At 34.3% G+C, this 17,597-nt stretch carries 16 protein-coding genes; 3 read left to right on the forward strand and 13 right to left on the reverse strand.

The features are described from left to right. Positions 1 to 2: 2 nt before the first annotated feature. Together EG358_RS02645 and EG358_RS02650 are read right to left on the reverse strand one after the other, a co-directional pair. Positions 3 to 1,247, reverse strand: coding sequence for a DUF445 domain-containing protein (locus EG358_RS02645; RefSeq protein WP_076557159.1), 1,245 nt, complete (start codon positions 1,245 to 1,247; stop codon positions 3 to 5). A gap of 114 nt (positions 1,248 to 1,361) precedes the next feature. After that, positions 1,362 to 3,098: an APC family permease gene (locus tag EG358_RS02650; protein WP_076557161.1), complete on the reverse strand. Its 1,737-nt coding sequence runs from the start codon at positions 3,096 to 3,098 to the stop codon at positions 1,362 to 1,364. 288 nt (positions 3,099 to 3,386) lie between these two features. On the opposite strand from EG358_RS02650, the gene msrB reads away from it, so the two are divergent. Further along, on the forward strand, positions 3,387 to 3,830 hold the full coding sequence (gene msrB, locus EG358_RS02655; RefSeq protein ID WP_076557163.1) for a peptide-methionine (R)-S-oxide reductase MsrB: 444 nt from the start codon (positions 3,387 to 3,389) through the stop codon (positions 3,828 to 3,830). 111 nt (positions 3,831 to 3,941) lie between these two features. Beyond that, positions 3,942 to 4,703 (forward strand): murein L,D-transpeptidase catalytic domain family protein, encoded by a 762-nt coding sequence (locus EG358_RS02660; RefSeq protein ID WP_076557165.1) that lies wholly within the window; start codon positions 3,942 to 3,944, stop codon positions 4,701 to 4,703. Positions 4,704 to 4,841: 138 nt separating this feature from the next. On the opposite strand, the gene fabF is transcribed toward EG358_RS02660, so the two are convergent. The 9 genes from fabF to EG358_RS02705 form a co-directional block, all read right to left on the reverse strand. Continuing rightward, the gene (gene fabF, locus EG358_RS02665) at positions 4,842 to 6,083 is read right to left on the reverse strand and encodes a beta-ketoacyl-ACP synthase II (protein ID WP_076557167.1); all 1,242 of its coding nucleotides are present in this window, start codon (positions 6,081 to 6,083) and stop codon (positions 4,842 to 4,844) included. Between the two features lie 86 nt (positions 6,084 to 6,169). Further along, a complete protein-coding gene (locus EG358_RS02670; protein WP_076557169.1) occupies positions 6,170 to 6,595 on the reverse strand; it encodes a PaaI family thioesterase in 426 nt (141 codons plus the stop codon). A gap of 10 nt (positions 6,596 to 6,605) precedes the next feature. Next, positions 6,606 to 7,211: a TetR/AcrR family transcriptional regulator gene (locus tag EG358_RS02675; RefSeq protein WP_076557171.1), complete on the reverse strand. Its 606-nt coding sequence runs from the start codon at positions 7,209 to 7,211 to the stop codon at positions 6,606 to 6,608. Between the two features lie 171 nt (positions 7,212 to 7,382). Then, positions 7,383 to 7,802, reverse strand: a complete 420-nt coding sequence (locus EG358_RS02680; protein ID WP_076557172.1) for an OsmC family protein — start codon at positions 7,800 to 7,802, stop codon at positions 7,383 to 7,385. Positions 7,803 to 7,946: 144 nt separating this feature from the next. After that, on the reverse strand, positions 7,947 to 10,640 hold the full coding sequence (locus EG358_RS02685; protein ID WP_076557174.1) for a TonB-dependent receptor domain-containing protein: 2,694 nt from the start codon (positions 10,638 to 10,640) through the stop codon (positions 7,947 to 7,949). A gap of 107 nt (positions 10,641 to 10,747) precedes the next feature. After that, positions 10,748 to 11,074: a hypothetical protein gene (locus tag EG358_RS02690; RefSeq protein WP_228421250.1), complete on the reverse strand. Its 327-nt coding sequence runs from the start codon at positions 11,072 to 11,074 to the stop codon at positions 10,748 to 10,750. 58 nt (positions 11,075 to 11,132) lie between these two features. After that, positions 11,133 to 11,771, reverse strand: coding sequence for a polyadenylate binding domain-containing protein (locus EG358_RS02695; RefSeq protein WP_076557178.1), 639 nt, complete (start codon positions 11,769 to 11,771; stop codon positions 11,133 to 11,135). A gap of 158 nt (positions 11,772 to 11,929) precedes the next feature. After that, positions 11,930 to 12,616 (reverse strand): response regulator transcription factor, encoded by a 687-nt coding sequence (locus tag EG358_RS02700; protein ID WP_074230805.1) that lies wholly within the window; start codon positions 12,614 to 12,616, stop codon positions 11,930 to 11,932. Positions 12,617 to 12,650: 34 nt separating this feature from the next. Continuing rightward, on the reverse strand, positions 12,651 to 14,198 hold the full coding sequence (locus tag EG358_RS02705; RefSeq protein ID WP_076557180.1) for a sensor histidine kinase: 1,548 nt from the start codon (positions 14,196 to 14,198) through the stop codon (positions 12,651 to 12,653). Between the two features lie 181 nt (positions 14,199 to 14,379). On the opposite strand from EG358_RS02705, the gene EG358_RS02710 reads away from it, so the two are divergent. Further along, complete coding sequence (locus EG358_RS02710) at positions 14,380 to 14,877, forward strand: SRPBCC family protein (RefSeq protein WP_076557182.1); 498 nt, start codon at positions 14,380 to 14,382, stop codon at positions 14,875 to 14,877. Between the two features lie 158 nt (positions 14,878 to 15,035). Here the strand turns inward: EG358_RS02710 and EG358_RS02715 are convergent, their stop codons facing one another. Both EG358_RS02715 and EG358_RS02720 read right to left on the reverse strand, forming a co-directional pair. Beyond that, positions 15,036 to 15,377 carry a hypothetical protein gene (locus EG358_RS02715; RefSeq protein ID WP_066676445.1) on the reverse strand — a complete coding sequence of 114 codons (342 nt, stop codon included), beginning with the start codon at positions 15,375 to 15,377 and terminating at the stop codon, positions 15,036 to 15,038. Between the two features lie 108 nt (positions 15,378 to 15,485). Then, the gene (locus EG358_RS02720; RefSeq protein WP_076557184.1) at positions 15,486 to 17,528 is read right to left on the reverse strand and encodes a S9 family peptidase; all 2,043 of its coding nucleotides are present in this window, start codon (positions 17,526 to 17,528) and stop codon (positions 15,486 to 15,488) included. Positions 17,529 to 17,597: the final 69 nt, after the last annotated feature.

Raw genomic sequence — 17,597 nt, forward strand, 5'->3', positions numbered from 1 at the left:
ATTTAAATAAAAAAATGGGAAATCGTGTAAATAATCAAACCAACCAATCCACCAACTAAAGTTCCGTTGACACGTATAAATTGAAGATCTTTTCCAACTTCAAGTTCCATTTTTTCGCTCAGTTCTTTTCCTTGCCAGTTTCCGACGGTTGAGCTGATGAGGTTTCCGGCTTGATGGGTGTTTTTCAGAATATATTTGTAAGCAGTTACTCGTACCCAATGATCGATTTTATTCTGAAGTTTTTCGTCGGTTTTTAAATTTTGAGAAAACTCATTCAGGTTTTTGGTGATGTATTTTTTTAATGAAGATTCCTCTTCCTGCAATTCAGTGCTCAAAGTTTTTTTGATGGAAAGCCAAATGTCATTAGAATATTCTTCAAGCTTATCATTTTTAAGAAAATCATTCTTGATGGTTTTGAATTCGTCATTCCATTTTGGGTCTTCTTTTAAATCATTAGAAAATTCGTAGATTTTTTTTGTTATTAAACCTCTGATTTCATGATTAGTATCTTCCTCCACCTCTCTGAAAAAATCTGAAAGTCCGCTCGCAATTTTCTCGGCAATTTTATTATCGACAAACGAAGGAATAAAGGAGTAACTCCCTTTTTTTACCCTTTCCTGAATCATGCTATCATTTTCAATAAGATATTCTTTGATCTGTTTTGACAGATTAGTAACTATTTTCTGATGATCATTTTTGTCTAAAAGATAAATAATACCATTTCCCAAAATTTTATTAAGCTGAATATCGTCGGTCATTTCGCTTACTTTTTTGCTGATAAAACTGCTTACTTCAGAATCATCCAGCTTGTTTAGAATATCCAGAATGATGTCTGAAAGGTTTTTAATTAAAGCTTCCTGATTTCTTTCTTTTGTAAGCCATTCACCAACAAAATTCGAAATTTTAATTTTCTGAATATAAGGACGAATTGTTTTTGGAGAAAGAAAGTTAGAAACCACAAAACTTCCCAGATTGTCACCCAACTTTTCCTTGCTGTTTTCAATCAGATTGGTATGCGGAATCGGCAAGCCCAACGGATGACGGAAAAGCGCCGTCACAGCGAACCAGTCTGCTAAAGCACCCACCATTGCAGCTTCGGAAAATGCACGCACATAGCCAATCCAGTGAGAATCGTGAGTCTTTTGTAAAATTGTGGTAATAATGAAAATAACTGCCATCAAAACAAAAAGTCCTGTAGCAAAGGCTTTATATTTTCTGAGCTGTTTTCGTTTGGCTTCATCGTTCATATTCTCAAAAATTATGGGTAAAACTGGTGTAGTTTGTATAACATCAAAAAACAATCCACACTTGCTGCAAAATATTATGTAAAATTATATAGGCTAAAATAGTCAATATATAATTTACAGAATAAGTCTTACGCCACCTAAATCTTCAACTCTGTGGCTGAATCGTTCGCCTGGTGAAGAAATAAACATAAAGTTTTTCGGAATGCACCACCGGTTGCTAAGCTCGTCTACTTTCTCCGGCGTAAATTGTCCCTGTTCGATAATATATTCCATGTCTACTTCCGGATAAGCTCTGTCTAGCGCATCAAAATCTGAAAGAAACTGATCCGTAGGTTTTTGATATTCTTCCAATACGGATACTATTTTTATCCGGTTGGTAACTTCGTTTTCATTAAGATACATCATTACTTTATTTAATGTGGAAATATCATCTCCTTTAGAGAAAAATACAAACTGCTGCTCGGTAAGTCTTTTAATGGAAATGTTTAGGGATCTTTCGCTTTTAATAATATGTTTTCTGTAGTTTCTATTGGTAGATTTAAAAGTCTTTACGATAAAAAACATAATATCTTTCCTTGCCAGCATTGCCGAAACGATCAATACAGAAGGAAGAAAATAGGTAAGAAAAGTAAGTAGATATTCGGGTTTGGTTTTTATATTTCCGTAGATGGCGACCACGACAGCAATTAAGGCGATTAACACCGAAATTGGTGATGCATATTCTGGTCTCGGAAGTCTGGCACGGCGAATTTTCAGCAAAATGTTTCCAATCGCAAAAAATGCCATTACGGTAAGAAATGATAAGGCATAAACACCTGCCAAAGGACCAATTTCTCCTTTTGTAACGAAAAGAACCGATATACAAAGTAAAAAGAATAATATTAAAATCCTGTACGTACTTCCTTTTTTGTTTTCTTTTAAGAAATAATTGGGAAGAATTCTGTCTAACGTCATTCTTTTGATTAATCCGTTTACGCCGACAAAAGAGGTGAGAACAGCTCCGCTTAAGACCAGAACGGCATTTACGGATATAATAGTGGCGAGTGTTTTTCCTCCGGTAAGCTCGGCCATGTGCGAAAGAAATGAGTTTTTATATTCATTTACTTCAGAAAGCGGCATTATTCCTATTGCTAAAATAGCCATCAAAGGATTGAGTACCGAAACGGCAATCCACATATTTTTTAAAGTTTTCGGGAAAACGCCGGCTTTTTGCTCTTCCACAAAGTTGGCAGAACTTTCAAAACCTGAAATTCCTAGCATTGCAGCACTGAATCCTAAAATTAAAGCTTTAAAAATTCCTCCACCTTCTAAAGGGGAATGCCAGTTTTCAATAAAAAAACTTATACCGTGCTGAAATATAAAAATGCTGCAGAATATTACCAAGATCAACATGCAGGCTATGTGTAGTATAAAAATAATTAAGGCTACAATTGCACTTTCTGAAATTCCCTGAATGGTAAGAAATAAGAAAAGAAGCAAAAGTCCGAATGTCGCAATTACCACATTAAAGCTTGGGAAAATATGATGCAGATAATGCATTCCTTCGGATGCTGATATTACAGCGGTCGCCATATAAGATAATATGGTGAGTGTTGCGGCAATAGCGGCGTTATTTTTTGATGATGAATTGAGTAATACATTGTAAGCTCCTCCATTTAAGGGAAGTGCGCCTACAACTTCACTGTATATTTTCCGGAACAGAAAAAGAGTTCCTGCCACCATTAGCAGTGAGATCCAGGCGTATTGTCCGGCAACGCCGATTGTAAGAGCAGATACATATAAAACAGATGAAGTAATATCATTTCCGCAAATTGCGGTAGCGTACCATTCGCCAAGTTTTTTTTGAGACATTAGATGTGTTTTTAATTATTGACTTAATCAGGGTACTAAAATATAGTATATTGCATAAAAAGCCTTATAAAATCAAGTTGTTTTTCACATCAGAATATAGGTTTTAATAGATTTTTTCTAAAATAGGAATGAATTCACGTAAAAAATTCCTAAATTGAATTAAAGTCTTTTGATTTTAATTGTTTTAATAATTGTGATTCTTATCTATCAACTAAAAAATTATTATCAATTTAAAATCAGGTATTATCATAACTTTTGTGACGTATTATTAATTTAAAATAAAACTTTATGCAAAACGAAACAGAAAACAATCCATATTACTCAAGAACAGATAAAGAGAAACTCAATGTTTCTAATGATGAATGGCGTAAAATTCTTTCGCCGGATCTTTATGCAATTGCAAGAGAAGCAGCAACAGAAAGACCTTTCACCGGAAAATATAATGAGTTTGATGAATTGGGAGAATACTATTGTGCGGTATGTGGAAATCATTTATTCAGATCTAATTCTAAATTTTCCAGCAGTTGTGGCTGGCCAAGTTTTTTTGAAGCCGATAAAAGTGGAGTAAGCTATAACCGCGATTCTTCCCATGGGATGGAACGAATTGAAGTAGTTTGTAAAAGATGCGATTCTCATTTGGGGCACGTTTTTAATGACGGACCGCCACCAACAGGTACAAGATATTGCATGAATTCTGTAAGTTTGGAGTTTGTTCCAGATTCTGAAAAATGATTATTGTGAGTTAAAGTTTCTTAAATTGCGTTAAACTTTTTTCATTTTAACTCATTGATAATTATGATTTTATAAATTTGTACCCGGAATTTTAATTTAACATAATATTGAATGAAAGGATTTTATAGCGTATTAGGCATTGTGTACATGGTAACCACTTCTTTTTATCTTTCTCCAAAAAACGAGAATGTAAAGAATGAAAATACCAACACAAAAAAAATAGAAACTGCTGTTGAAATTAAATCTGAAAAAAGCAAAAATGAAATGAGTTCTTCTGAAGAACTTTACAATTCTATCTTATTTGACACTGATCATAAACTAAACTTTGATGTTTTCTCTAAGGCAATATTGGGTTTTAATAATCTTAAAAAAGCCGGAAAGCTTGATGTAAATGCACATTTATTGACTATCTGCGATTTTTCTATGTCATCAAATACCAAAAGACTTTGGGTAATCGATATGGACAAGAAAAAAGTTCTTTTCAATTCTTTGGTAGCTCACGGTAAAAATACAGGCGAAGAATTTGCAATGAATTTTTCTAATACCGAAAGTTCTTACCAAAGCAGTCTTGGTTTTTATGTTACAGATGCTACTTATGAAGGCGGAAATGGATATTCACTGAAGCTTCTGGGCATGGATAAAGGATATAATGATGCCGCTTTGCAAAGAGCCGTCGTGATGCATGGAGCAGATTATGTAAGTGAAGAGTTTGCCGCAACGCACAAAAGAATAGGAAGAAGCTGGGGTTGTCCTGCAATTCCTAGAGATTTAACAAAACCGATTATTAATACAATAAAGGGAAAAAATTGTCTTTTTATTTATTATCCCGATCAGAACTATCTTTCTTCATCGGAATGGTTGAAAGAAGCTTAAAACAAAAAACCGCCTCACAACTGAGGCGGTTTTTTTGTTTCAATTTAATAATTTTAAATAATTAGCTAAGCCGAATTTAAACATTTATGACAAAGTAAGATCTTAAACTCAACTAAATCTTAATAGTTTAGATTAGGTCTAAGAAAACTTCTTGAATACCACAGTGGCATTGTGACCTCCAAAACCGAAGGCATTGCTCAGTGCAAATTGAATATTCTTTTCTTTTGCTTCACCAAAAATAATATTTACATCTTTTGGAATATTTTCATCGATCTTATGAAGATTGATCGTTGGCGGGATGATTCCTTTTTCGATAGCTTTAATTGAAAGAATAGCTTCTGCAGCACCTGCAGCTCCCAACAAGTGACCTGTCATCGATTTGGTTGCGCTTACATCAAGATTTTTACTTCCTTTAAATAATTTGCTGATTCCTTTTAATTCTACCAAATCTCCAAGTGGAGTAGAGGTTGCATGAGGATTTAGGTAATCAATATCTTCAACGTTTGCTCCGGCTTCTTTTAATGCCAATTCCATTGCTTTTATGGCTCCAACTCCATCAGGATGCGGTGCCGTCATATGATACGCATCGGCAGTCATCGCGGCTCCTACCAATTCTGCATAGATTTTTGCGCCTCTTGCTTTTGCGTGTTCGTATTCTTCCAAAACCAAAGCTCCGGCTCCTTCACCCATTACAAAACCGTCCCGGCTTTCATCGTAAGGGCGGCTTGCTGTAGCAAAATCATCATTTCTTGTAGACATTGCTTTCATTACAGAAAACCCACCAACTGAAGCGGGCGTAATTGCAGCTTCCGAACCACCGCTGATAATTACTTTAGCTTTTCCTAAACGGATATAGTTGAACGCATCCATCAAAGCGGTATTTCCTGTTGCGCAAGCGGAAATCGTTGTGTAATTAATTCCCTGAAGACCAAACTTCATAGAAATCATTCCTGAAGCCATATTGGCGATAAATTTGGGGACGAAAAAAGGGTTGAATCTAGGATTTTGATCTGTTGCTGCAAAATTCATGACTTCACTTTCAAAGGTCCACATTCCGCCTTGTCCGGTTCCCCAGATTACTCCGGTGTCAAACGGATCCATTCTTTCAAGTTCAAGCCCTGAATCGTTTATCGCTTCTGCAGATGAATACATTGCGTATTGTGAAAAAAGGTCGCTTCTTTTTATTTCGTTGTGGTTTAGATAAACTTTTGGATCAAAGTTTTTTACTTCACACGCAAAGTGTACTTTAAATTTTTCGGTATCGAAATGAGTGATTTTATTTGCTCCACTCACCCCATTGATGCTGTTTTGCCAGAATTCTTCAACATTGTTTCCTAAAGGCGTTACTGCGCCCAATCCTGTAATGACAACTCTTTTCATAGGTGGCTGTATATATTTTTTAAGTCATTAAAATCACAATTTTTACTGTTTTATGTATAGATATTCAGTAAAAGGGATTTTTATATTTAGTTATTAATTTTGAATAAATTGGAGGTTCCTCTTGCGATAAGTCTTGTTTTGTCTGCATTCCAAATTTCGCATTGTGCATTCACAAACTGTTTTCCTCTTTTGATGATTTTGGTTTCGGCTACAATTTTATCATTTTCTTTTGCCGTTGAAAAATAATCGATGCTGTTATTTACGGTTACAATAAAGTTTTTTTCGTTTAAAGAAAACATGGTTGCGCCAATGATATCATCCATAATTGCTGCCGTTACGCCACCGTGCATATTTCCCATCGGGTTTAGCCATTCTTCTCTTACGGTGTACTGAAATTCAATTTGACCTTCTTCAGCCGATACGACCACCGGATTAAGCCATCTCATAAAAGGAGAGGGTGATGCGGTAAATTCTTTTCCGATGAATGATTTTAATGCCTGCAGTTTGTCCATACCATTTATATTATAAAGGATTTTTTTTAATTTCTTTGTCGATGAGTAGTAGAATTCTATCTAAAGCAAGGTTTAAATGTTTTTCATCTTTTGTTGTTTTAGAAAGCAAAATTCCACCTTCAATAAGGATGATGAAAAGCGAAGCGTATTGTTCGGGATCTATTTTTTTATTGAACTCATTATTGATTTGCCCGGTTTTAATGATTTCTGAAATAGTTTTTGTCCAGTCTTCAAAAGATAATTTTACCTGATTGTTTAATGCAGGAAAGGTATCGTCAGATTCTGTTGCAGCATTCATCAATGGGCAACCGCCATGTAGAAAAACCAATTGCCAGTTTTTTCTGTAGAAAGACACAAAAGCATAGAGTTTATCAGACATTGTAGGAAACTCTTCGCTGAATGATCTCATCAAACTTTTTTTGAGAATTCCCGAATTGTATTTGTAAACCTCAAGAGATACTTCGTCTTTGTTTTCAAAATTTCCGTAGATACTGCCTTTTGTGAGGCCGGTTGCTTCTGTAATATCAGACAAAGACGTAGCGGTATAACCTTTGGTATTAAACAAAGTGGCCGTTTTCTCGATAATGAATTGTTTTGTCTTTTCTGCTTTTGACATCTTCAATAATCAACGTACAAATATACATAAATATACCGATTGGTATATTTTTAAATTAAATATATTGTTGATTATTCTTGATTTTAAGCTAAAATAATTTGAGTTAAATTTAAAATAAAAACGGGCTTTAACCCGTTTCTATTGATGCTATAATTAAGTTTTATCGTATGCTTAGTTTGCTAAAGTAGCATTCAAGCTAATCTCAAAACTGAAAGCCTGACTTACAGGACAGCCTTCTTCAGCGATCTTCGCATACTTTTGAAAATCTTCTTCAGAAATTCCAGGGATTTTAGCGGTTAATGTCAATTCAGATTTAGTGATTTTTCCTGCTGCAGGATCTAGCGTGATTACTGATTTTGTTGTAAGCTCTTCAGGAGTGAAGCCTGCTTGAGTTAATTCTGCGCTTAGTTTCATGGTGAAACATCCTGCGTGAGCTGCCGCTAATAATTCTTCAGGGTTGGTTCCAACTCCATCTTCGAAACGGCTTCCGAAAGAATATTGAGTTTGATTTAAAGTTGTGCTTTGGGTAGTTAAATGTCCTTTACCTTCTTTTACAGTGCCATTCCAAACGGCTGTTGCGTTACGTTTCATATTAAAATTTTTGATGTTTAATTTAACATAAAGATACAAAAAAGCATGATTTCATAATCATTAAATTATCGAAACCATGCCTTTTTATTTGTGAATTTGAAAATGAATTAATTTGAAAATTATTCAAACCTCTCAATCTCAACCTTAAAATGTTACGTCAAACCCAACATAAAAATTAGCTTTCATAATTGGAGCGTAAACCATTCCGCCATCAAAATAGTTTCCGAAAGGATTTCTGAAATCCATAATCGCATTTTTCTGATGATAAGAAGTTAGGTTTTCTCCACCTAAATAAGCTCTTAATTTTTTATTGAAATTTCTAGAAATCTGCGCATTCAAAACAGCATATGATTCAGAATACATTGGCAATTGAAACTCCGTAGGATTGGTTGAAGTATTTGGAAGTCTTTGTTTTCCAACCCAATTCAATGTAGTGTCAAAACTCCAGAATCCTTCGTTTTTATTTTTGTTGGTAGCATAAGCCAAGTTTACGAAACCTCTGTGTTTTGCCATGAAAGGAACTTCGCGTCTTCCATCCAAATAATCTGCCTGTACGTCATAATATTTATAAGCCAATCTTACATCAAAATTCTTGAAAGGGGTGAAATCCCACTGCGTCTGAAATGAGTTGGCAAAAGATTTTCCATCAAGATTATAAAACGTTAATTGCTGAGGTGAACGATCAAGATCTACCAAAACCTGATCTTGGAAATCTGTTCTGAAAAAATCAGCAACAATGGTTGTTTTTTTACCAAAAATTTTAAATTCCTGTTGTAAGCTCACTCCATAATTCCAAGCAATTTCTGGTCTCAAACCATAAATGTCTCCACCGTTTTGTAAGATCTGAATGTTTCTGTTTGATGCAAAATATTGCTGACTTTCAGCAAAAACATTCGCTGTTCTGAAACCTCTTCCCGCAGAAATTCTAAAAATAGTTTGCGGAGTAAAATCATATTTGAAATTCAATCTCGGTGTAAACTGTGTTCCTGCCAAGTTATGAAAATCTGCTCTTGCTCCTGCAACCAAAGTATATTTTAAGCCTGTTAAAGTATACTCAGCAAAAATTCCAGGAACAATTTCATTTCTTTTAAAGTTATCAACTAAATAATTTTCTTCATAACCATCGTATAAGAAACTCGCTCCAGCTTTGTATTTATGATTGGTATTTCCTAAAATACTTTCAAAAATCAAATTAGAATAATAAGTATGTTGCTGTCCTGAATAATTTCTCAAACCGAAAAAGCTGTCTTGCTGATGATACACATATTGATTCATCCAACCTAAACTTTGATAAGGTTTTCCTTTAAAAACATAACCCGTTTTGTTCCAAACCTGAAATCTTGAAATGTCAATTCCAACACCGTAAAGTGACTGCTCACTTTGAGGAAGTTTTTTATCAAATCCTATTTGTCCTGCAGTTCGTTCATCTTTTATAAAATTAATTCCGAAATGTGACCCAAAACCAGAACGCTCCAAATCATTATAATTCAATAGATAAGCCGCATTGATCTGAGTTCCTTTCGGACGGTCAAGAAAATTGTCGTCATTCATATCGGTGTCTCCGAAAGTTCCGTTTCCGTGAAGTAAAAAAGTTTGCGACCATTTATCATTAATCGCTGCTACGTGCGTAATGTTTGCTTCGGCTCTTCCGTTGAAATCGGCAAAAAGGTTTAATGAAGTTTCAGGTGTTTTAGAATTCTTAATAAGCTCTGTGTTGATTTGTCCTGTAATACTTTCATAACCGTTTGTTACAGTACTTCCTCCTTTTGTCAGCTGAATACTTTCGATCCATCTTCCGGGAATAAAATTCAATCCATAAGCGGAAGCCAAACCTCTGATTTCAGGTAATAATTCTTTCGTTAAGCTTGTGTATTTTTGGTCTAAACCTAACATTTTAAGCTGTTTCGTTCCCGTAACAGCATTGCTGAAAGAAACATCAACAGTTGCGTTGGTTTCAAAACTTTCAGATAAATTACAACATGCTGCTTTTAAAAGTTCTTTAGAATCGATATTAAAAACCAAACCAGCTTCTTTTTTACTGATAGAAGTTGCTGCTTTTGATGCTGTAATCGTTACCCCTTCAATGCTTTTTTCACCAGTTGAATGAGAATTGTGGTTAGAAGCTTCTGTGTTGGCTTGTTTTTCTGCAAATTCCTTTTCTGTTTCGTTAGAATGAACTTTTTCGTTTTTTTCTCCAAACTCGATATCACGGTCGTAAAGACAACATCCCGGAAGTTGCTTGTAAACATCATCGGTTGTTTTATACTTTTCATTATCATGACCTACTTCTGCGATTTTTTTAAGAATTTGATCGGCAGATGTTTTAGAAGAATCAAAATCTAATGTTACCGTTTGTTTTTCGGCACTCCATTCTGCAGAGTTTGCTCCGGCAGATTTTGCTGCTTTTTCTATTCTAGCTTTGCAAGATTCGCAATTCCCTTTCACGAAAAATTCATTTTCACTTTTAGAGTGATTGTGATTTTCTATGTTTGAGTTTTCTGTTTTTAAATCTCTGTCGTAATGGCAACATCCCGGAAGTTTTTCATAAGTTTCATCAGAAGCTTTGAATTTTTCGTTGTCGTGACCGGCTTCTGCAACTTTTTTTAGAATGTCTTCAGGTGAAACTTTTTCTGACGTTTCTAGTGTAAGAGTTTGTAGGTCTATAGAATATCGAGCAGATTGTGCGCCTGCTTTTTTTGCTGTTGTTTCTATTCTTTCTTTACACATCTCACAGTTTCCTTTTACCTTAAACTGGCTTTTAGAAAGATTTTGAGCTGAAATGAAGGTTGTAAATAATAAGAATGCGCCAAGAATTATCTTGGTAAAATATAATTTCATTTTGTTTAAAATTTAGATTAATTGAATTAATGTAATGTTTTAACAATGCTATAGCGTAACAATCATTGGTAGATTGGTAAACTGATACATCGTTAAATTAATTTTAATTAACCTAGTTTAGGCGGTTGCCAGATTTCTTTTAAACTGTTTGAAATATAAGGATCAGCATACTGAACCTGAATTTTTGAGATCGTTTTGAACGAGGAAATTCCCCAAGTATTGTTTTTTGCAAAATTATTTTCTACGAAAGTGTTGCAGGTCATGCAAGATGAACAACAATCATCATTACATGATTTATGGTTGCTTTTGCTGTCTTTAGAATTATGGTTGTCATGGCTTTTTTCACAACACGACATTTTAGATTCAGATTTGCAACAACTTTCCTTTGAAGCCTGAGCATAAAAATTATCTTTAGGAATTAAAAAAATTCCCAAACAAAAGATAATTAATAATAGCTGAATCGGTTTCACAGTGCAAATCTAAGAAAAATATTTAAAGTGGAGCACCAACTTGTTTTGCGCAGTCATGCCAAGGTTGACCATGAGCAGGATTATTCTTTGGCTTTGGGCCTGTATTGGCAACTGCAGCTTGTGGAGCTTGAACTGGCTGTGGAGCTTGCATAGGAGTACTATTCGTTTGAACAGCAGGTGATGCCGGTTTACTGTTTAAAGGTTGTCCAACTGGAATTTCGCATCTGTGACCAGGCTCTCCGTGTGGAGGATTCATTCCCGGAGCAGTTTTCACGGGTTGACCGTTTTGATTTGGTGTTATTTTCGTTGGACTTACAGCATTTGGATCAATTTGAACCGTATTGTTACCATTCACCTTAATATTTTGAGAAGCAGTATTTTGCGCTGCTGGAGCGCCATTCAAAGGCTGTCCAACTGGAATATCACATCTGTGACCTGGCTGTCCGTGCGGGGGATTCATTCCTGATGCGGTAACCATTGTCGCACCCGTTGAAGTTTTTATTCCTGCCTGATCGATTAGAGAAGGTTTCGGAGCCGTGTTCATAGCAGTATTAGGTTGCTGATTTCCGCTGTCGTCTTTTAAATATGTTGGTTTTTCGTCTTTTTTACATGAAACTGCAACAAGCGAAGTTGCTAAAAGTCCAAAAAGTAGATTTTTCATAAATAGATTTTATTTCTTGGCAATAATGATTTGTTTTGCGTTTACTTTTATTAAAAGTGTAGAATTTTACATAAAAAATTGCCTTGAAAAACAAAATTAGCAAAACATTTTGAATTGTTTTGCTAATTTTAATTTTATGTCGCTATTTTAACGTTTGTTTAGTTCTTAACCAAAAGTCTGAAACCTTCACCATGTACGTTGATGATTTCTAAACCTTCATCATCTTTAAGGAGTTTTCTAAGTTTAGCAATATAAACATCCATACTTCTTGCTGTAAAATAGTTTTCTTTTTTCCAGATTTTTCTTAATGCTAAATCTCTAGGCATAAAGTCGTTTCTGTGAAGACAAAGCAATTTTAAAAGTTCATTTTCTTTAGGTGAAAGCTTGTATTCGTTATCACCTACTCTCAACTGTCTTAGCATAGAATCAAAGAAAATATTGCTGATTTTAAATTGTTCCTGTTCTTCGTTTTCCAACGTAGAACTTCTCTGAAGAATCGCTTTAATTTTATATAAAAGCAATTCGGTATCAAATGGTTTTGTGATATAATCATCAGCTCCCAATTGATATCCTTTCAAAATATCTTCTCTCATATTTCTGGCAGTCAAAAATATGATTGGTGTATTTTTATCGATTTTTTTCACATCTTCAGCTAATGAAAATCCGTCTTTTTTCGGCATCATTACGTCAAAAATACAGATGTCAAATTCGCTCTCTGTAAACTCTTTCAATCCCTGTTCTCCATCTACGGCAAGGGTAACTTCGAAATTGTTTATCGTAAGATAATCTTTCAGTACAGCCCCGAAACTCTGATCGTCTTCTACTAATAATATCCTGTTGCTCATATGTTTTATATTTTCTTATTTGTTTAAAATTATTTTATGCCATCGGAAGTTTGATGATAAATTTACTTCCCAGTTCTTTTTCTGATTCTACAATGATTACTCCTTTATGAAGTTCTACTATTTTTTTAACGTACGAAAGTCCTAACCCTTGTCCTTTTACATTATGAATGTTTCCGGTTTCTTCTCTGAAGAATTTTTCAAAAATTTTAGTCTTGTTTTGGGTTTCCATGCCCATTCCTTTATCTGAAATCTCCAAAACGTACCAAATACCTTCATTATGGGTTTTAATACTGATTTCAGGTGGTTCCGGTGAATATTTATTGGCATTATCCAAAAGATTCACCAGCATATTTGAGATATGAAATTCATCAATTCTAAAAGTATAATGAGTAGCATTAAACTCCTGAATAAGCTTTCCGTTTCTTTGCTGAATAATCAGATTAAATGACTCTGTGGTTTTCTTAATCAATTCTCTTACATTGGTTTCTCTTAAGAATAATTTCACTTCATTTCGTTCCAGTTTAGACATATTCAGAACGTTTTCTACCTGCTTTTTCATCCTGAGATTTTCCTGCTTGATAAGGTTTGAATAATATTTTACCTTGTCAGGATTCGTTGCAATTTTGTCATTGGCCAAAGAATCTGTGGCTACGGAAATTGTTGCAAGCGGCGTTTTAAACTCGTGAGACATATTGTTGATGAAATCAGTCTTCACTTCTGCCAGTTTTTTCTGTCTCATCATATAATTAATAGAAATAATGTAAATTCCTAGAATAGTCAATAATGAAAGAAAAGTTCCCAAAAGCATTGGCCAGTTATTCATCGCCAAAGAGTATTCTTTTTTAGGGAAAACCAAAGCTAATGTATATAAAGTACGGTCTTTTGTATCGGTAAATAAAGGATAAGAATAAGAATTGGCATCTTTTTTTTCTTTGAAAACTTTATTTACAATGTTGGTTAGTTTATTGTTTTTATCTGTCACTCCATAACCGAATTCTGCACTGATTCCTTTCATTCTAAGTTCTTTAGTAATCACAGAATCTAAAACTGCACGGTCTACTCTTTTATCAAGAGGAAGATTGTTTCCATATACTTCAACAAATTCTTTTAGGCTATAATCACCGCTTCTAATATCCTGATTCAGTTCTGAGGTGAGTATTTCTCGTTTAGTCGTATCTTTTTTTACTTTATATGCTGCATCGTCAGTATACATGGTTGTGAGGCGCAGAGAATCTCCCTTGAGAGAAATAGGGAGCTTTATAGTTTCAGTAAGGTTTCTGTAATACACAATCGATTTTTGAGTTCCCGAATCCTGTGTCTGTTGAATCGTAGTCAGGGAGGGCTTGTCTTTATTTGCTTTTACATTGTCTCTTAAATTTGCATAATTCTCATTAAAAAGCTTTTCTACTTCAATTTCTGCTATGTTTTTTGAAGTATTTTCTAAAGCGGAATAAACTTTGTTAGAAAATTCTTGTTCCAATGCCACATAATAATTTTTGAGCCAATAAAACTGCAGCGTGACAAATACGATCAGAGAAATTGTCATAAAAACCGAGATTATCGGGATGAATTTGTTATTCATTACATTGGATAATTAAAATTGTGAATGTTAAAATTAATCATTTTAAGATTTAGTAAACAAAAAATGCGCCAAAATATTGTTTATTTTTTCTTAAAAAACAGTATTTTAACATTTTATTATAAACTTAAGCCAGATTTCTTAAAGAAACTTGTGATAATTTTTTAACCAAACCAAAATAACTATGAGCTCAACAATTGTTTTTAATCAGGATTTTCGTGCAAAAAGTATTTATGTGATGAAAATCTATCATGCAAAATCCGCAGAAGTGTGGGATTATTTTACGAAACCCGAACTCCTCGACCTGTGGTGGGCACCAAAACCGTGGGTGTGTGAAACTGATACTTTAAATTTTGAAGAAGGTGGCGTATGGCTGTACTCAATGAACGGACCAGAAGGCGAGAAAATATTTTCACTTGTAAAATATGGAGAAATCAATGAGGATAGAAGTTTCGATGGTGTTGATGCTTTCTGTGATGCGGATGGAAATGTAGATATGAAATTTCCACAGACTCAATGGCTGATTGGTTTTACGGGAACTGAAGAAGGTACAAAAGTTTCGGTCAATATACATTTTCAATCAGAAGATGATATGAAAAAACAATTGGAAATGGATTTTGAAGAAGGTTTTAAAATGGGTCTGAATCAGTTGGAAGATATTTTTAATAATTTGGAAAGTTGATAATGTGTTAATTTGAAAATTATTTTAATTCGAATTAAAACTTCTCGATACGATTTTTTCAAAATCTACTCGAAGTGACGTGTGTAAAAAACAAAATGGAAAGTAAAACTTACTTTCCATTTTTTATATAATTAATCAATTTTCAAATTATCTCATTTTTAAATTAATTCTTCATCCTGAAAATACTGAATGATTGCTTTTTTCATCAGGATTTGTTGCTCGTTCGGTTTAAGCTCCGGAAGTTTTTCCGTCTCCTCAAAATGAGGATAACCGTCGTCGTCGTAATGAGAAAATTTAAAATATCCGAAAGGTTCCAATAAACGGCAAACTGCGATGTGAAGGATATTCAGCTTGTCGTCCTTGGTATATTTTTGCTGCCCGCTTCCCAATTCCTGAATGCCTATTAAGAATAAATAAGTTTCAATAGGAGCATTTTTTTCGGTATCAAAATTTTCAATGAAAAATTGTTCTATTTTTTGCCAAATTTCACTTTCTGTCATAATATATTTGCTGTACTCATTCAGATTTTAGAATGATACATTTCGTTTTAGAGATTGTTTGTTTTTCTTTTTTTAAGTCAAGTTTTAATCATTTTGAATTTCAACACGTTACATTTTGTCAATTTTCAACAAAAATGCGTATTCTAATGCGTCTTCCTTTAATGATTCAAATCTTCCGCTTGCGCCGCCGTGTCCTGAGCTCATGTCAGTCTTGAAAATCAGAATATTATTATCCGTTTTTAGTTCTCTCAGTTTTGCGGTCCATTTTGCGGGCTCCCAATATTGTACCTGAGAATCGTGAAAACCTGTTGTAATTAATGTATGTGGATAATCTTTTGCTTCAACATTATCATATGGCGAATACTCTTTCATATAGTGATAATACTCTTCGTCATTAGGATTTCCCCATTCATCATATTCTCCGGTTGTTAAAGGAATGGTTTCGTCCAGCATTGTTGAAACTACGTCTACAAAAGGAACCTGCGCTACAATTCCGTTGAATAGAGTAGGTTCGTAATTCATCACGGCTCCCACCAATAATCCGCCTGCGCTTCCGCCCATTGCGTACAAATGCTTTGACGAGGTATAGTTTTCCTGAATTAAATATTTTCCGGCATCAATAAAATCAAAGAATGTATTTTTCTTAAACAACATTTTTCCGTCTTCATACCATTCTCTTCCCAGATATTCGCCGCCTCGGATGTGAGCAATTGCATAAATAAATCCGCGGTCTAAAATTGATAATCTTACATTAGAAAAACTTGCATCGACGGTGTGGCCGTAACTTCCGTACCCATATAAAAGAAGCGGAGTATCTGCAGATTTTTTCGTGTCTTTGTGATAAACTAAAGAAATAGGTATTTTTTCTTCTCCATCTCTAGAATCTGCCCAGATTCTTTCAGAAATATAATTTTCAGGTAAAAATTTCCCGCCCAAAACTTCCTGTTGCTTCAGTAGTTTGGTGGTTTTTTCTTTCATATTATATTCATATGTCGAGTTTGGCTGCGTCAAAGAAGTGTATCCAAAGCGTAATATTTCCGTATCAAATTCTAAATTGATGCTGATGTACGTCGTGTATGTGGGATCTGAAAATATCAGATAATAAGATTCCTGTGTTTTTTCTTCAATGATTTTGATCTGCAAAAGACCTTTTTCTCTTTCTTCGAGAACAAGATAATCTTTAAAAATTTCAAAACCTTCCAATAAAACCTCGTCACGATGCGGAATGACGTCTACCCAAAACTCCATGCCGCAATTTTCTATTTTTGTTTTTACAATTTTAAAATTGGTAGCATCGTCAATATTGGTAATGATATAAAATTCATCTCCGTAATGTTCTACAGAATATTCCAGATCATCGATTCTTGGCTGAATAACTTTCCATTCTGCAAAAACATTGTCTGCAGGGATAAAATGATGCTCATCTGAAATGGTGCTAGAACTTGCCATGAAAATATATTCCATAGACTTTGTCTTAAAAACATTTACGTCAAAAGTCTCATCTTCTTCATGAAAAATTAAAACATCTTCAGAAGTATCGGTTCCCAACTTATGTCTGTACACTTTATATGCACGTAAGCTTTCATCTTTTATAATGTAGAAAACGTGTTGGTTATCATTTGCCCAAACCGCCTTTCCTGTGGTGTTTTCAATGGTGTCAGAAATAATCTCGCCGGTTTTTAAATCTTTAAAATTTAAAGTATAAATTCTTCTTCCTACATTGTCTGATGAGAATGAGGCCAATTCGTTATTGGGGCTTACCGCAACATTGGCTACCTCAAAAAACTCTTCTCCTTCTGCAAGAATATTGACGTCGAGAATGATCTCTTCTTCATTGTCTAGAGTTTTATATTTTCTGCAGAAAATCGGGTATTCTTTTCCTGCTTCATAACGTACCATATACCAATATTCATTAAAGAAATAAGGTAAAGATTCGTCATCTTTTTTATATCTGGCTTTCATTTCCTGATAAAGCTCCTCTTGAAACTCTTCAGAATCTTCCATTACAAAATTGGCGTAGGCGTTTTCTTCTTCAAGATATTGTATAACCTCGGGATTTTCTTTTTCATTCATCCAGAAATAATTGTCAATTCTTCTGTCGCCGTGTATTTCGAGTACCTTTTCTATTTTTTTTGCCGTGGGAGCTTTCATTAATATTAATTCTTGTTCAAATTTAATTAAAAAAAAACCATCTTTTCCTTATATCGAAAAGACGGCTGT

Origin of the sequence: Chryseobacterium indoltheticum, assembly GCF_003815915.1 — a bacterium.
Taxonomy (GTDB): Bacteria; Bacteroidota; Bacteroidia; order Flavobacteriales; family Weeksellaceae; genus Chryseobacterium; species Chryseobacterium indoltheticum.

Coding starts and splice junctions, on each gene's coding strand:
- EG358_RS02660 (WP_076557165.1), top strand. CDS start 3,942: ATGAAAGGATTTTATAGCGTATTAGGCATTGTGTACATGGTAACCACT.
- EG358_RS02695 (WP_076557178.1), bottom strand. CDS start 11,771: ATGAAAAATCTACTTTTTGGACTTTTAGCAACTTCGCTTGTTGCAGTT.
- fabF (WP_076557167.1), bottom strand. CDS start 6,083: ATGAAAAGAGTTGTCATTACAGGATTGGGCGCAGTAACGCCTTTAGGA.
- msrB (WP_076557163.1), top strand. CDS start 3,387: ATGCAAAACGAAACAGAAAACAATCCATATTACTCAAGAACAGATAAA.
- EG358_RS02650 (WP_076557161.1), bottom strand. CDS start 3,098: ATGTCTCAAAAAAAACTTGGCGAATGGTACGCTACCGCAATTTGCGGA.
- EG358_RS02700 (WP_074230805.1), bottom strand. CDS start 12,616: ATGAGCAACAGGATATTATTAGTAGAAGACGATCAGAGTTTCGGGGCT.
- EG358_RS02705 (WP_076557180.1), bottom strand. CDS start 14,198: ATGAATAACAAATTCATCCCGATAATCTCGGTTTTTATGACAATTTCT.
- EG358_RS02675 (WP_076557171.1), bottom strand. CDS start 7,211: ATGTCAAAAGCAGAAAAGACAAAACAATTCATTATCGAGAAAACGGCC.
- EG358_RS02645 (WP_076557159.1), bottom strand. CDS start 1,247: ATGAACGATGAAGCCAAACGAAAACAGCTCAGAAAATATAAAGCCTTT.
- EG358_RS02680 (WP_076557172.1), bottom strand. CDS start 7,802: ATGAAACGTAACGCAACAGCCGTTTGGAATGGCACTGTAAAAGAAGGT.
- EG358_RS02685 (WP_076557174.1), bottom strand. CDS start 10,640: ATGAAATTATATTTTACCAAGATAATTCTTGGCGCATTCTTATTATTT.
- EG358_RS02720 (WP_076557184.1), bottom strand. CDS start 17,528: ATGAAAGCTCCCACGGCAAAAAAAATAGAAAAGGTACTCGAAATACAC.
- EG358_RS02710 (WP_076557182.1), top strand. CDS start 14,380: ATGAGCTCAACAATTGTTTTTAATCAGGATTTTCGTGCAAAAAGTATT.
- EG358_RS02670 (WP_076557169.1), bottom strand. CDS start 6,595: ATGGACAAACTGCAGGCATTAAAATCATTCATCGGAAAAGAATTTACC.
- EG358_RS02715 (WP_066676445.1), bottom strand. CDS start 15,377: ATGACAGAAAGTGAAATTTGGCAAAAAATAGAACAATTTTTCATTGAA.